Below are 14316 nucleotides of genomic sequence, written 5' to 3'. Positions count from 1 at the left end.
GGGATGCAGATCTTTTCCAAAACAGAAACAGTTTTCGTTATTTATTGCCACTGCGACAGGATTTGCCCTGCAATTTGTTTAGGTCCGGTGTAGACAAATACATAGGGAATTGAATTTCAGAGGCAGTGATATGGCTCGGTTTGTTGCATCGCGCAGAGCATTTCTTATTGGTTCGACTTCGCTTGCGGCATTGCCGCTTTTGCCCCATTGGGCAAGTGCCGAAGATACACCGCAAAATGGCGGACGACTGGTCGTCGCCGCAGATTCCGAGTCGCGTAATCTCAATCCGGCCATTGTTGCCTCCAACGGTGTTTTCTTCGTGGCGAGCAAAGTGATTGAGCCTTTGGCGGAAGCATCGTTTGACGGTCAAAATGGCCTTGAACCACGCCTTGCAACCAGTTGGGCAGGCTCTGCTGATGGTCTGACTGCGACTTTCCATCTGCGAGAGGGCGTCAAATGGCATGATGGTCAGCCGTTTACCGCGGCAGATGTGGCGTTTTCTGCCATGCAGGTCTGGAAACCACTGCAAAATCTCGGCCGCGTCGTGTTCAAGGCGCTTGAGAAGGTTGAGACGCCGGATGAATATACGGCGATCTTCCATTTCAGCGAGCCAACCCCGTTTCAGCTCATTCGCAATGCGTTGCCGGCATTGACTGCCGTTTTGCCCAAACATGTGTTTGATGGTACCGACATTGCCGCCAACCCTGCCAATGAGAAGCTGATTGGCACAGGCCCGTTCAAATATGCCGAGCACAAGACGGGCGAATATTATCGCCTGACGAAGAATGATGACTATTGGGGCGATGGCGAGCCTTATCTTGACGAAATCATCTATCGTGTGCTGCCGGACCGTGCCGCCGCCGCAGGCGCGCTGGAAGCGGAGGAAATTGACCTTGCAGCATTCTCCGCGGTCCCTCTGGCTGATCTCGACCGCATCTCAAAAGTGCCGGGGCTGCGTGTCATTTCCAAGGGCTATGAGGCGCTGACCTATCAGTTGGTCGTCGAAATCAATCATCGCCGCAAGGAACTCTCAGACCTTAAAGTCCGTCAGGCAATCGCGCATGCGATTGATCGCGATTTGGTGGTGAAAACGATTTTCATGGGCTATGCCAAGCCTTCGACCGGGCCGGTTCCCCAATATGACAGCCAGTTTTATACGCGTGATGTGACCGCTTATCCTTTCGATATAGCGAAGGCTAATGCACTTCTGGATGAGGCCGGTTATAAGCGCGGCAAGGATGGAAACCGTTTTGTACTCAAGTTATTGCCCGCACCTTATTTCAATGAAACCAGACAGTTCGGGGATTATCTTAGACAAGCACTTGCAGAGATTGGCATTGATGCGCGTATTGTCAACAATGACTCAGCAGCGCATCAAAAGGCGGTTTATACGGACCACGATTTTGATCTTGCGATTGCGCCGACTGTCTATCGTGGAGACCCCGCCATTTCGACGACCATTCTGGTTGAAAGCGGCATTGCTTCGGGTGTTCCGTTCTCCAATCAGGGTGGTTACGCCAATGCTGAGTTGGATGCGGTGATTGCCAAAGCAGCACATGAGATTGATGAGAAGGAGCGCACGGCACTTTATCACCAGTTTCAGCAATTGGTGGAAGCCGATCTGCCGCTCATCAATGTGGCTGAATGGGGCTTCATTACTGTTGCCAATGATCGCGTGCAGAATGTTGCCAACAATCCGCGCTGGGCTGTCTCCAATTGGGCCGATAGCTGGATTAAGCAGTGACGCAGCTTCTGTTGCTTCTCAGAAAACGACTGATCGGCAGCCTGATGGTGCTGCTGATTGTTATTATAGGCTGTTTTCTGATGCTGGAAACAGCACCGGGAGATGCGGTCGATGCCTATGCTGTGAGCTTTGGTGGTGATGCGGTTGCTATTGCGGACATGCGTGCGCGTTGGGGGCTTGATCTGTCTATATGGCATAGGCTCACGGCCTATCTTACAGCGCTTTTACAGGGAAATCTTGGTTGGTCGGTCAGTTTTAACCGTCCTATTCTGGATGTCATTCTTGAACGTTTGCCCAATACGCTTTTGTTGATGGGCGCAGCCACCGCGCTGTCCTTTGTTGTGGGTTCTGCTCTGGGTATAGTGGCCGGTACAAAGCCCGCAAGTTTTCGCGACCGTTTTTTGTCCGTTGCTTCGCTTGTGCTTTATGCCATTCCCGGTTTCTGGCTGGCGCTTGTGCTGGTCATCCTGTTTTCGATCCGGCTGCGCTGGCTGCCTTCAAGCGGCATAGAGACAATTGCTTCCGGCAAGGAAGGTCTTGCGCGTGGACTTGATATAGCGCGTCATCTTGTGCTGCCGGTTGTCTCGCTGGCCCTGATTTATCTGGCTCTTTATCTGCGTGTCATGCGTGCTTCGATGGCTGAGATTTGGCGTATGGATTTCGTCCGCGCACTGAAAGCGCGAGGCATATCTCACCCGCGTATCGTGTTGTGCCATGTCGTGCGCAATGCACTCCTTCCACTGGTCACTATGCTTGGGCTGCAAGCTGCGTCCATGCTGGGCGGCAGTGTGGTGATTGAAAGCGTTTTTGCGGTTCCTGGCCTCGGTCGGCTCGCGCAGGAGGCGGTGGCAAGCCGTGATACGCCTCTGCTGCTGGGCGTCATTTTGACCAGCGCCATTATGGTGATCTTGGTCAATTTCGTCGTTGATCTTCTCTATCTCTGGCTTGATCCGCGCATATCTGCCGGAAAGGCCCGACAATGAATGGGGGCAGGCGTTATTTCAGTTCAGGAGAAGGCATTGCAGGCGCGATTATTCTGCTCGTGCTGATCGCCGCAGCACTCTTTGCGCCATTGCTCTTTCCCGGTGATCCTTTGCGCATTGTGGCAACGCCGATGCTTGCGCCTTTCGACAATGCATCCTTTCCATTTGGAACGGATCGGCTGGGTCGTGATGTACTGGCCGAGCTATTCCACGCAAGTCGCACATCGCTGATCGTGGGGCTGGCCGCAGCGGCGGTATCCATCCTGATTGGCAGTGTTGTCGGCACATTGGCAGGTTTTGTGGGAGGGCTGGTTGATGAAGTGTTGATGCGCATAACAGAAGCTTTCCAGACCATTCCGGGTTTTTTACTGGCGCTTGCCTTGGTCAGCATTGCCGGGCCTTCGTTGCCTGTGCTGGTTGCAGCGATTGCGCTTTCAAGCTGGACGCAGGCCGCACGCCTGACGCGCGGACAAGTGCTGTCAATCCGCGAGAGCGATTACGTAGCCTCAAGCCGTGTGATCGGTATGCACCCGCTGGAAATCGCATTCCGGCAAATCCTGCCCAATGCTTTGCCGCCGGTGCTGGCGCTTGTGCCGGTCATTGTCGCCTCTGCCATTTTGATTGAAGCAGCACTTTCATTTCTGGGGCTTGGCGATCCCAATCGCGTGACGTGGGGCGGTATGATTGCCGAGGGCCGCACGGTTTTGCGCTCGGCGCCATGGCTGTCTATTCTGCCGGGGATGGCACTGGCGTTCACGGTCGTGGGGGTCTATCTCGCAGGCGAAGGCATCACCAATGCTGCATCGCGGCGGGAGGTACAGACATGAGTGTGCTTGCCCATATAACCAATTTCGGTGTGCGTTATGGTCGGGATCATGCGCTGCACAATATCAGTCTGGATATCAATAAGGGCGAAACGCTTGCCATTATCGGCGAAAGCGGTTCTGGAAAAAGTACGTTTGCTTTGGCGCTGGCCCGTCTGTTGCCTCTTAATGCTTGCACTTCAGGCGCGATCCAATGGCCGGGTGGAACCCCAAAGCAGGGGCGTGATGTGGGCTTCGTGTTTCAGGACCCCGCTTCAAGCTTTGACCCCTTGATGCGTGTTGGGGCCCAATTGATTGAAACGATTCGGGCTCATGAAAGCATAGATCGGAATGCTGCAAAAGATAAAGCAATCAATCTGTTAGAGCAAGTTCATATACCTGTTCCCGAACTCAGTTTTTTACGCTATCCGCATCAGTTTTCCGGTGGGCAAAAGCAGCGCATCGCCATAGCGCTCGCCATGGCTGCAAACCCTTATATTCTGATTGCGGATGAACCGACCAGTGCGCTCGATACCATTGTGCAACGGGAAATCGTGGCACTGCTGCGTGCCTTGGTTAAGGCCAATGGCATGACGCTGATTTTTATCACGCATGATATTGCACTGGCTTCCAATCTGGCGGACCGCATCGCCGTTTTCCGTCATGGTGAACTGGTGGAATGCGGTTCAGCGCGCACAATTGTTACCACGCCGCAGAGCGATTACACGAAAGCGCTGATTGCAGCCGTCCCCGTGCTGGAACCTCAGCATGGATAGAGCGTTGTTACAGGCGAGCGACGTGACCGCGAGCTATGGCGATAAGCTGGCGCTCGATCATATAAATCTCGTGATTAAGGCCGGTGAAACGCTGGCGCTGGTGGGGCCTTCGGGCAGCGGTAAATCGACATTGGCGCGTGCGCTGTTAAGGCTGCATCCCCTTGAAACGGGTTCGGTTCAGTTTGAAGATGAAGACTGGCTTGCCCTCAAAGGGGGGGAACTCAGAAAGCGCCGCGCGCGATTGCAGATGGTGTTTCAGGACCCGCTCTCTGCTTTTAATCCACGCGCAACGGTCTATGATCTGCTGCGCGAGCCGCTGCGTATTCATGGGATAACACGGGATATTTCAGAGCTTTTGAAAAAGGTTGGGCTTGATCCTGAACTGAGCAAACGCGGCGTGCATGAGATTTCCGGTGGGCAGCGTCAGCGTGTGGCGATTGCACGCGCGCTTGCAACAAGGCCATCGCTCATTGTCCTGGATGAAGCGGTGTCTGCGCTTGATGTAACGGTGCGAGGCACAATTCTGAAATTGTTGCTGGAGATACAGAAGACCGAGGGCACAGCCTATCTTTTTATCACGCATGATCTGGCCGTTGCGGCACAAATGGCTGATCAGATTGCTGTGATGGAGCAAGGGCGGATTGTTGAGTGCCGCCCGACGCAGGAATTGATTGCGGCACCGCACATGCCTGTTACGAAAGCATTGATAGAAGCGGTGCCGAAAATATTGGTTTAAGCCTTTCCCAGCTCAATAGAACGGTTGCGCGCAGCTTCAACCGCTTCTGTTACAAGGTTCTTGAGGCGGTTTTCACCCATCAAAACATCTAGCGCTGCGGCTGTTGTGCCATTGGGGCTTGTGACCTGCTCGCGCAATTTCGTTGGGCTATCGCTGCTGGAGGCAGCCAGCGCTCCCGCACCCATCACGGTTTGCATGGCAAGAAGCGCTGCCGTTTCGCGCGGAAGACCCGCGGTCACACCAGCATCGGTCAAGGCTTCAATGAAGTGGAATACATAAGCAGGGCCAGAGCCGGAAACGGCAGTCACGGCATCCATCTGTGCTTCATCGTCAATACTTGCAACCTTACCGGATGTTTTGAGCAGGCTTTTTACGAATGCTGCATCATCGTCACTAACATTTGTGTTTTTGAAGGTGACAAGCATGCCTTTACCAATTGCGGCAGGCGTATTCGGCATACAGCGCATGATTTTTGCATCGCTACCCAGATGCTGTTCGAAAAATGAAACTGGAATGCCAGCAGCCACGCTGACAAAAGTGGCATTGGGTGCAAAGCGCTTATAAGCGGGCAGTACATCGCCCATAACCTGTGGCTTGACGGCAACCAGCACCATACGTGGGTTAAGGTTATCAGGGAGCGAGCCGGCGCTTGAGCAGGCATTCACACCGGCAAGCGCTGCCCGCGTCTGAAGGGTTTCTGAAGGCTCAACCACATGCACATTCTCAGCTTGTAGAATCCCGCTGTCGAGCCAGCCTTTGAGCATGGCAAAGCCCATATTGCCGCAACCAACGAGAATGACTGTGTCCTGCATGAGAAAGTTCCGCCCTGATTAAATTGATATGTTTTCGGGTATAGCCTCCACCGACAGCAATTCGCAAGGCTTGTAGCAAAAACGGCGTGTTTGAAATGAACTGTATATTTATAATTTTATCGTGATTTATTGAGCGCTCTTATTTTATAGAAATAAAGCATGTCTCCTAAAAGCGGGGACCGATTTTGGATTAAAGACATGCGTCAAACCAAGAGTTAAAACGTGTTATATGACGAGAATAACACACAACACGCTTTCATTCGGTAAAAGCTGGATTTGAGGGAATAATGGATCCATCGCTTACAACAGGTGTGCCGCCTGCAGAGGCCTTCACGCATGTCCGCATCATTATTGGCATTATCCTTGGCCTGTGTGTGTCGCGTCTTCTGACAGGATTTGCCCGTTTTATTCAGCATCCGGGCAAACAGAAAATCTATCCTGTGCATCTGGCATGGGTGGGCTTTATTCTGCTCTCGGTTATCCATTTCTGGTGGTTCGAGTTCAATTTGCGTGCCGTTCATGTGTGGACGTTCGAGAAATATTTCTTCGTCATTTTTTATGCAGGGCTTTATTTTCTGCTCTGCACGCTGCTTTTTCCTGACGATATGGGGGAATATACCGGCTATCGTGATTATTTCATTTCGCGGCGCAAATGGTTCTTTGGCATTCTGGCGCTGGTATATGTTGCCGATGTTGTTGATACCTTTCTCAAGGGCGTGGAGCATTATCAGCTATACGGGGTTGAATATCCTATTCGTGTCGGTGCGTTGGTTGTCGCAAGTCTTATTGCGATGTTTACGGATAACCGGCGCTATCATGCGATTTTTGTGAGCGTCGCGCTGCTATACGAAATAGCCTTCACGCTCCGGCATTTTGCGACTTTATCCTGAAACTCGGCCAATCTGAGATTGTCATCTTGGCCGATGACGCTTATTGGCATGGTTTCAGGATCAAGGCGATGTATCCCAAGGCATCGCCTGTTTAAAGCGGAGCATTGATATGGCCCAATTGATCGACGGCAAGAAGCTCGCCGAGGACGTGGTGTCCACGGTGAAGCGTGAGACCGAAAAACTCGTGGCTGCAACTGGCGTGGTTCCCGGTATTGCGGTGGTGATTGTCGGTGAAGACCCGGCAAGTCAGGTCTATGTTGCTTCCAAGGGCAAAAAAGCCAAGGAATGCGGCTTTGTTTCCGTGCAGCACGATCTCCCGGAAGACGCTTCTGAGCAGGAGCTTCTGGATCTGATCGACAGCCTCAACAACGATCCTGCCATTCATGGCATTCTGGTACAGTTGCCACTGCCAAAGCACATTGATTCCGGCCGTGTGATCCAGACAATCGCGCCGGAAAAAGACGTCGACGGCTTCCATTTCATCAATGTCGGTAAGCTTGGCACCGGCGAAGTCGATACGGCTTTCGTACCTTGCACACCAGCTGGAGCAATGATCATGATTGAGCGCGTTCATGGACGCGATCTTTCGGGCCTCAATGCGGTTGTTATTGGTCGCTCTAATATCGTTGGCAAGCCGATGTTCAACCTTCTGCTTGCTGCCAATGCAACGGTAACGGTTGCACATAGCCGTACCAAAGACCTGCCAGCGATTGCCCGCACCGCCGATATTCTGGTTGCAGCAGTCGGTCGTCCGCAGATGGTCAAGGGCGACTGGATCAAGCCGGGTGCGACTGTGATCGATGTGGGTATCAATCGCATTCCTGCACCTGAAAGGGGCGAAGGGAAGACGCGTCTGGTTGGCGATGTCGATTTTGTGGATGCGGAAAAGGTGGCAGGTGCCATTACGCCAGTTCCGGGTGGGGTTGGTCCGATGACCATCGCCATGCTGATGGCAAACACTTTAACCGCCGCATGCCGCAGCGTTGGATTTGAGAAGCCAGTATTCTGAAAATAAAAGAAAGGCCGCATGGATGATGCGGCCTTTCGATTTTCAGAACACCGATGCACCTTCATCGGCGCGTCCGGCGATGCTTCGAAAGGCGCGGAAAAGTTCACGGCCCATACCATGATCATTGGCTGAAAGGTCGGGACGCTGTTCGATGCGTTCATGAAGAAGTGCATCACTGATCAGCACGTCCAGAGTTCCGTTCACGGCATCAAGTCGAACAATATCGCCATTGCAAATTTTTCCGATCGCGCCACCATCGAGTGCTTCCGGTGTCACATGGATGGCCGATGGCACCTTCCCGGATGCGCCGGAAAGACGGCCATCGGTGACGAGCGCTACGCGCTGTCCGCGATCCTGCAAAATACCAAGCACAGTCATCAGTTTGTGCAACTCAGGCATGCCATTGGCTTTTGGTCCTTGATAGCGCACAACGGCGATAAAGTCTCCGGTGAGGTCGCCAGCCTTGAATGCGGCTTGCAATTCGGCCTGATCGTTGAAGACTTTTGCCGATGCTTCAATGACATGGCGTTCAGGCTTTACCGCAGAAACCTTGATGATCGCATTGCCGATGTTGCCGGTCAGAACCTTAATGCCGCCTGAGGGCTGGAAGGGCGCCCCGATCTTGGCCAGAACCTTGTCGTCGCCGCTCTTTTCGGGAACCGGTTCGCGAACAACCGTGCCATTTTGCCCAAGTTTTGGTTCGATTGCGTAAGGTCGCAAACCTTCTCCCCAGACAGTGCGGACATCTTCATGCAGAATGCCGCCGTCGAGTAATTCGCGGATCAAAAAGCCCATGCCGCCAGCTGCATGGAAATGGTTCACATCTGCTAGACCATTCGGATAAACGCGCGCCAGTAAAGGCACGACGTCAGAAATCTCCGAAATATCCTGCCATTTCAGTTTGATGCCTGCGGCCGCAGCCATGGCGATCAGATGGATCGTATGGTTTGTCGAACCGCCGGTCGCGTTCAACCCAATGATACCATTGACGAAAGACCGCTCGTCCAGCATCTCGCCAACGGGCGTATATTCATTGCCGCAAGCAGTAATCGCCAAGGCGCGCTTGGTGGCTTCGCGGGTCAGCGCATCGCGTAACGGTGTGCCAGGATTGATGAAAGACGAGCCGGGCAGGTGCAGCCCCATGATCTCCATCAGCATCTGATTGGAGTTGGCGGTGCCATAGAAGGTACATGTGCCGGGGCCGTGATAGGATTTTGATTCAGATTCGAGCAATTCCGCGCGGCCAACCTTACCTTCCGCATAAAGCTGGCGGGTCTTGGCTTTTTCGTCATTCGGCAGACCGCTTGTCATAGGCCCTGCCGGAATGAAGACCGCTGGCAGATGACCAAAGGTGAGGGCACCGACGATTAGCCCCGGTACAATCTTGTCGCAGACACCCAGATAGACGGCAGCGTCGAACATGTCATGTGAGAGGCCGACAGCCGTTGCCATGGCAATGACTTCGCGCGAAAACAGTGACAGTTCCATGCCCGCAAAACCCTGCGTGACACCATCACACATGGCAGGCACGCCGCCTGCAACCTGCGCCACGCCACCTGCGTCACGCGCAGCCTTGCGGATCAGATCGGGATAGGTCTCAAACGGCTGATGCGCTGAGAGCATGTCATTAAAAGCGGTTATGATGCCGAGATTTGGGACAACATCGGCTGTCAGGGCCGCCTTGTCATTGGGGCCGCAGGCTGCAAAACCGTGGGCGAGATTGGCGCATCCAAGGATCGAGCGATGTGGCTTGCGGGAGGCCGCATCACGAACACGTCCAAGATAGGCTTCTCGAGTGGGCTTTGAGCGCTCAACGATACGCTCTGTGATGGCCTTGATGCGGGTATGCGCAGTCTGCGTTGTCATGGGTATCACCTGTTGGAAAATGCCAGGCTTGCCTGTGGTTAATTATAACACAGTCCCAAACGCAAACTGCTGCGTTCAATGAGACCGTTAGCTTGTCCAATAAAGTTGTATCGGCTTGCGGGCGTGATGGAACACGGCGCGAACCGGCATTTCATTTTCGTCGTCGCTGGCAAGTGCCTTTTCAAGTGTTGCCTGCTTCGCAGCACCCTCAATATGCAGAACCAGCATGTCTGCTTCCACCAGCAATGGCAAGGTCAGTGTCAGGCGCTTTTCACCTGCACCTTCTGCATGAATTGGCAGAACAACAGCCTTGGTCTTTGGATCAATCGCCTGATCAAGACGGTCGGCATTCGGGAAAAACGAAGCTGTGTGCCCATCATTGCCCATGCCAAGCACGACGACGTCAAACGGGCGACGCAATGCATCAATACGGCTGGCAGCCGCCAGTGCTGCTGTTTCTGCGGTCGCAGCCGGATTATAAAGGCCGACAAATTTCGCGACACCTGCATGATCACGCAACAGATGATCACGCACCAGCTTTTCGTTGGAACGTTCGTTGGTTGGTGCGACAAAGCGCTCATCGACGAGCGTAATAGTCACAAGCGTCCAGTCAATCATTTTGCGGGACAAGATGTCGAACAGCTTGAGCGGCGTTGTGCCGCCGGAAACAGCAAGTGTCGCTTGCCCCCGCTCAGCAATAGCGGCAGCCAACTTGTTCGCAATTGCTTCAGAAAGCGCCTGCGCAAGTTCTGTTCCACTGGTAAAATCGTGCCGTTCGATGCTCATGCCGTACCTTTCAAGTCCAAACGTCCGGAACGAGCGCAATCTCTGCGGATATTCGCGCTCGCTCTTTATTTTGTGGCACAAAGACTGATCCGGGAATGTCTGTCAACGTCCCCGGACTTTGCTTTGTCAGCTTTCGTGCCAGGTCCGACCATCACGCTCGATAAGAGCGATCGAAGACGATGGTCCCCAGGTGCCTGACGTATAGCCCTGAACCTGTTGGTTGTTCACCTCCCAACCCTTGAGGATCGGATCAACCCAGCGCCATGCCGCTTCCACTTCATCGCGGCGCATGAAGAGTGTCTGGTTGCCACGTACAACGTCCATGATCAGACGCTCATAGGCATCAGGATTGCGTTCATTGAAGGATTCAGCAAAGCTCATATCAAGTGGAACGTGGCGAAGGCGCATCCCGCCCGGACCTGGATCCTTGATCATCAGCCACTGCTTGACACCTTCATCCGGCTGCAAACGGATAACGAGCTGGTTGGCGACAACTTTGCCGGCATGTTCTCCGAAGATCGAATACGGGATCGGCTTAAAGGTGACGACGATTTCCGAAACACGGGACGCAAGGCGTTTGCCTGTACGCATGTAAAACGGAACGCCAGCCCAACGCCAGTTGTTGATTTCGGCCTTCAGCGCCACAAAAGTTTCGGTGTTGCTGTCGTCGCTGCCAAGGTCTTCGAGGTAGCCCTTAACAGGACCACCTGCGGATGCGCCAGCGCGATACTGGCCGCGTACCGTCACGTCTTCGACATTAGCCGAGGTAATTGGTTTGAGCGAACGCAGTACCTTGACCTTTTCGTCATGGACGGCATCGGCTTCGAGCGACGAAGGTGGCTCCATGGCGACGAGGCAAAGAAGCTGCAGAATATGGTTCTGTACCATATCGCGCAATGCGCCAGCAGTGTTGTAATAGCCCGCGCGACCTTCAAGGCCGACAGATTCGGCAACCGTAATCTGAACGTGGTCAACGTGCGCAGAATTCCACAATGGCTCATAAAGTGCATTCGCAAAGCGCAGAGCCATCAGGTTCTGGACGGTTTCCTTGCCCAGATAATGGTCGATACGGAAAATCTGGTCTTCGCGGAAAACGCTGCCGATGGTGTCATTAAGCGCATTGGCGGATTCGAGATCGCGGCCAATTGGCTTTTCAACGATGATGCGCGTATCGCGCGTGATCAAGCCATGCGACTTGAGACGGTTGGCGATGTCACCAAACAAAGTTGGGCTGACTGCGAGATAAAACGCGCGGATCTTTTCAGGCTTTTTGCCAATAGCCTCTTTCAGAGCAGCCCAGCCATCTTCCGATTTTGCATCGACTGCGACATAGGTCAGCCGAGCCATAAATGCCTCGACTTCCTTGGCGTCAATTTCGGAATCTTTCACATGCTCGTTGATCGCATCACGGGCAAATTTGCGATATTCCTCATCGGTCATGGCGCTACGCGATGCACCGATGATACGTGTTGGCTCACTGAGCTGACCTGCACGTTGGCGCTGGTACAGAGCAGGAATCAGTTTGCGTTCGGCAAGATCGCCGGAACCGCCGAAAACGATACAATCGAAGGGCTCTACCGGTATTATCTGGCTGGTCATATATTGCTCTCTTCCACTTCTGACGCAAATCACTTCGCTAATAGCAGATTGCGATTTTCGCGCAGCCTTTGTCTACGATCTAATCGATTTAAATTCAACCGTCCAATATAACATTCTCGCGAATGTTGCCAATTACAGGTGTCTTATGACTCTGGTTAACGGCATATGCATATATAGCGTGTTCAAGATAATGCGATAGAAGTGATTTGACGGGCGGATTCTAATAAATATCCGCGAAAGGAGCATGACATGAAAAGGCTGCAGGATAAGGTTGCGATCATCACAGGTGCGGGATCGGGTTTCGGTTCTGCGATAGCGCGCCGATTTGCAGCTGAAGGCGCTAAAGTCGTGCTGGCGGATGTGAATGTGAAGCGCCTTGAAGACGAGTTAGCCGATATTGGCGAGAATGCTTTATCCGTACAGGCTGATGTTTCGCGCAAGGATGATATGGAACGTCTGGCGCGCGCGGCATTCGACAAGTTTGGTCGTATCGACATCATGGTCAACAATGCCGGTTTCACCCACCGTAACATGCCTTTGACGGATGTGGATGAGCATAATTTCGATCTCATCAATGCCGTTAATATGAAGGCGATCTATTATTCGACGCTGCTCGTTGCCCCGATCATGGAGCATCAGGGGAGCGGCGCGATTATCAACACGGCATCGGCGATGGCCAATCACCCACGCAAAGGGCTTACATGGTTTGCGGCGTCCAAAGGCTGGGTTGTGAGCGCAACCAAGGCGATGGCGCTTGAGCTGGCCGAGAAAAATATTCGCGTCAACTGTATCTGCCCCGCTGAAAGCGACGGCGAAGCTTTGGCGCTTTTTCTCACGGAAGATACGCCGCAGGCGCGTAAAGATCTGAAAGAAACCATTCCGCTTGGCCGCTTCTCCAAGCCTGAAGATGTGGCCGAGGCTGCGCTGTTCCTTGCTTCCGATGCATCATCAATGGTGACAGGAACAGCGCTTAGCGTTGATGGTGGTTACTCTATCTAACGCCGTTCCTGAGAGCGCCCCAGTTATAAGCCGCACCGAGGCCCATGAGCACTGACGTGGCAATAAATACGGCGGGCATGCTAAACTGTCCGCCGACAAAGCCACCGGCCACTGGACCCGCCACCTGCCCGACATATTGGGCGGAAACAGAAAGTCCAAGCACGCTGCCTGCTACGCGGTCAGGGACATTGTGCCGGATGACGCTGCTGATGCAGGGTAAAAGGCCGCCCAAAGCCAACCCCATCAGGAAGCGGAGACCGATCAGCTGCCAGGCTTCGGTCACAAAGGCTTGGGGAATAAGCAACAGTGCTGCCATGGCCAATGCGCCGGTAATGACGCGAGTATGGCCGATGCGATCTGCAAGGCGGCCAAGGCGTGAGGCGGACAGGATGCTGCCGAGCGCTGTCGCAGCCATGACGACACCGGAAATCAGAGTGACCTTCGCCTGATCATCCATCAGTTGCATCACATAGACGGTGATGATCGGCTCAATCGACATATTGGCAAACATCAGCAACATGCCGGTCGCAAGCATGGCGATGACGGGTTTGCGGTCGGGAACTAAAGCCCATATCGATTGCTTCTTTTGTTCGTTGTTTCGCTTGGGTGGTTTGCGATCTTCGCGGATCAGAAATGTTGTTGCAAGAAAGGTCAGGAAGATCACGCTGCCTGCCAGCCAGAAGGTCGCGCGGATACCGATCAGCGGTGGAAGCGCACCACCCAGCAAAGGGCCAGCCAGATTGCCAGCCATGATGCCGGCAGAAAGTGCACCCAGTGCCCAGCCGGTCTTGTCCTTTGGTGTCTGGGTTGCGACGAGAATCATAGAGCCGGAGGAATAGCCGCCTGCAATGCCGACAAACAGGCGCAGCGCCACTAGCTGCCAGATATCTGTGACCATGCCCATCAGCGACATGGCAATCGCCATGCCAAGGCTTGCGCGGATCAGCATCAGTTTGCGGCCATAAAGGTCACCGAGCTTGCCCCAGAAGGGGGCCACGATAGCGGCTGCGAGAAAGGTCGCGCCATAGGCGATGCCCGACCATTGCACGATTGCAGCTTCGTCGGCCACGCCCAATTGTGCCACATAAAGCGGGAGGAACGGCAGAAGCAGCGACATGGCAATGAGCGTGGTGAATGAACCAATGAGGCAGATGAAAAGATTCTGCTTCCAATAGCGTTCGTGGTTTTCATCACCAATTGCCGCCTTATCGCCTGTTTCGGCATGCCGGGTATTCATGGTTTATTCCGTTGTAATAATGTGCGGTTGTTTTGTATTCCATTTTGGGATACCAATTTGGAATACACACATGCGC

General features: G+C 53.5%; 13 protein-coding genes. 8 read left to right on the top strand and 5 right to left on the bottom strand.

All coding sequences use genetic code 11. The annotated features are described in order from the left end of the window. Positions 1-130 precede the first annotated feature (130 nt). Genes OPR82_RS09070 through OPR82_RS09050 form a run of 5 tightly spaced genes read left to right on the top strand, consistent with a single transcriptional unit; the run spans position 131 to position 5042 of the window. Complete coding sequence (locus OPR82_RS09070; protein WP_265984437.1) at positions 131-1744, top strand: ABC transporter substrate-binding protein; 1614 nt, start codon at positions 131-133, stop codon at positions 1742-1744. Next, positions 1741-2727 carry an ABC transporter permease gene (locus OPR82_RS09065; RefSeq protein ID WP_396998311.1) on the top strand — a complete coding sequence of 329 codons (987 nt, stop codon included), beginning with the start codon at positions 1741-1743 and terminating at the stop codon, positions 2725-2727. The genes OPR82_RS09070 and OPR82_RS09065 overlap by 4 nt, the downstream gene beginning before the upstream one ends. Beyond that, positions 2724-3554, top strand: coding sequence for an ABC transporter permease (locus tag OPR82_RS09060; RefSeq protein WP_265984436.1), 831 nt, complete (start codon positions 2724-2726; stop codon positions 3552-3554). Before OPR82_RS09065 ends, OPR82_RS09060 begins: the two co-directional genes overlap by 4 nt. Next, a complete protein-coding gene (locus tag OPR82_RS09055) occupies positions 3551-4306 on the top strand; it encodes an ABC transporter ATP-binding protein (protein WP_265984434.1) in 756 nt (251 codons plus the stop codon). Before OPR82_RS09060 ends, OPR82_RS09055 begins: the two co-directional genes overlap by 4 nt. Further along, entirely contained in the window at positions 4299-5042 is a 744-nt protein-coding gene (locus OPR82_RS09050) for an ABC transporter ATP-binding protein (protein WP_265984431.1), read from the top strand. Before OPR82_RS09055 ends, OPR82_RS09050 begins: the two co-directional genes overlap by 8 nt. On the opposite strand, the gene proC is transcribed toward OPR82_RS09050, so the two are convergent. Next, positions 5039-5854, bottom strand: coding sequence for a pyrroline-5-carboxylate reductase (gene proC, locus OPR82_RS09045; RefSeq protein ID WP_265984429.1), 816 nt, complete (start codon positions 5852-5854; stop codon positions 5039-5041). The two genes, OPR82_RS09050 and proC, sit on opposite strands and share 4 nt — an antisense overlap. A 287-nt stretch (positions 5855-6141) precedes the next feature. Here proC and OPR82_RS09040 point away from each other — a divergent pair, with 287 nt between their 5' ends. Beyond that, a complete protein-coding gene (locus tag OPR82_RS09040; RefSeq protein WP_265984428.1) occupies positions 6142-6744 on the top strand; it encodes a hypothetical protein in 603 nt (200 codons plus the stop codon). Positions 6745-6853: 109 nt separating this feature from the next. Then, positions 6854-7753 carry a bifunctional methylenetetrahydrofolate dehydrogenase/methenyltetrahydrofolate cyclohydrolase FolD gene (gene folD, locus OPR82_RS09035; protein ID WP_265984427.1) on the top strand — a complete coding sequence of 300 codons (900 nt, stop codon included), beginning with the start codon at positions 6854-6856 and terminating at the stop codon, positions 7751-7753. A gap of 42 nt (positions 7754-7795) precedes the next feature. Here folD and edd read toward each other — a convergent pair whose 3' ends face one another. From edd to zwf, 3 genes are all read right to left on the bottom strand, one after another. Continuing rightward, positions 7796-9619: a phosphogluconate dehydratase gene (gene edd, locus OPR82_RS09030; RefSeq protein WP_265984426.1), complete on the bottom strand. Its 1824-nt coding sequence runs from the start codon at positions 9617-9619 to the stop codon at positions 7796-7798. 87 nt (positions 9620-9706) lie between these two features. After that, positions 9707-10405, bottom strand: a complete 699-nt coding sequence (gene pgl / locus OPR82_RS09025) for a 6-phosphogluconolactonase (protein WP_265984424.1) — start codon at positions 10403-10405, stop codon at positions 9707-9709. A 126-nt stretch (positions 10406-10531) separates the two neighbouring features. Further along, positions 10532-12004 carry a glucose-6-phosphate dehydrogenase gene (gene zwf, locus OPR82_RS09020; RefSeq protein ID WP_265984422.1) on the bottom strand — a complete coding sequence of 491 codons (1473 nt, stop codon included), beginning with the start codon at positions 12002-12004 and terminating at the stop codon, positions 10532-10534. 249 nt (positions 12005-12253) lie between these two features. Here zwf and OPR82_RS09015 point away from each other — a divergent pair, with 249 nt between their 5' ends. After that, positions 12254-13003 (top strand): SDR family oxidoreductase, encoded by a 750-nt coding sequence (locus OPR82_RS09015; RefSeq protein ID WP_265984421.1) that lies wholly within the window; start codon positions 12254-12256, stop codon positions 13001-13003. On the opposite strand, the gene OPR82_RS09010 is transcribed toward OPR82_RS09015, so the two are convergent. Continuing rightward, on the bottom strand, positions 12996-14240 hold the full coding sequence (locus tag OPR82_RS09010; protein ID WP_265984419.1) for a multidrug efflux MFS transporter: 1245 nt from the start codon (positions 14238-14240) through the stop codon (positions 12996-12998). The two genes, OPR82_RS09015 and OPR82_RS09010, sit on opposite strands and share 8 nt — an antisense overlap. Positions 14241-14316 lie beyond the last annotated feature (76 nt).

Source organism: Ochrobactrum chromiisoli (assembly GCF_026241335.1).
Classification (GTDB): Bacteria; Pseudomonadota; Alphaproteobacteria; order Rhizobiales; family Rhizobiaceae; genus Brucella; species Brucella chromiisoli.
This window is presented reverse-complemented; position numbering and strand designations above follow the sequence as displayed.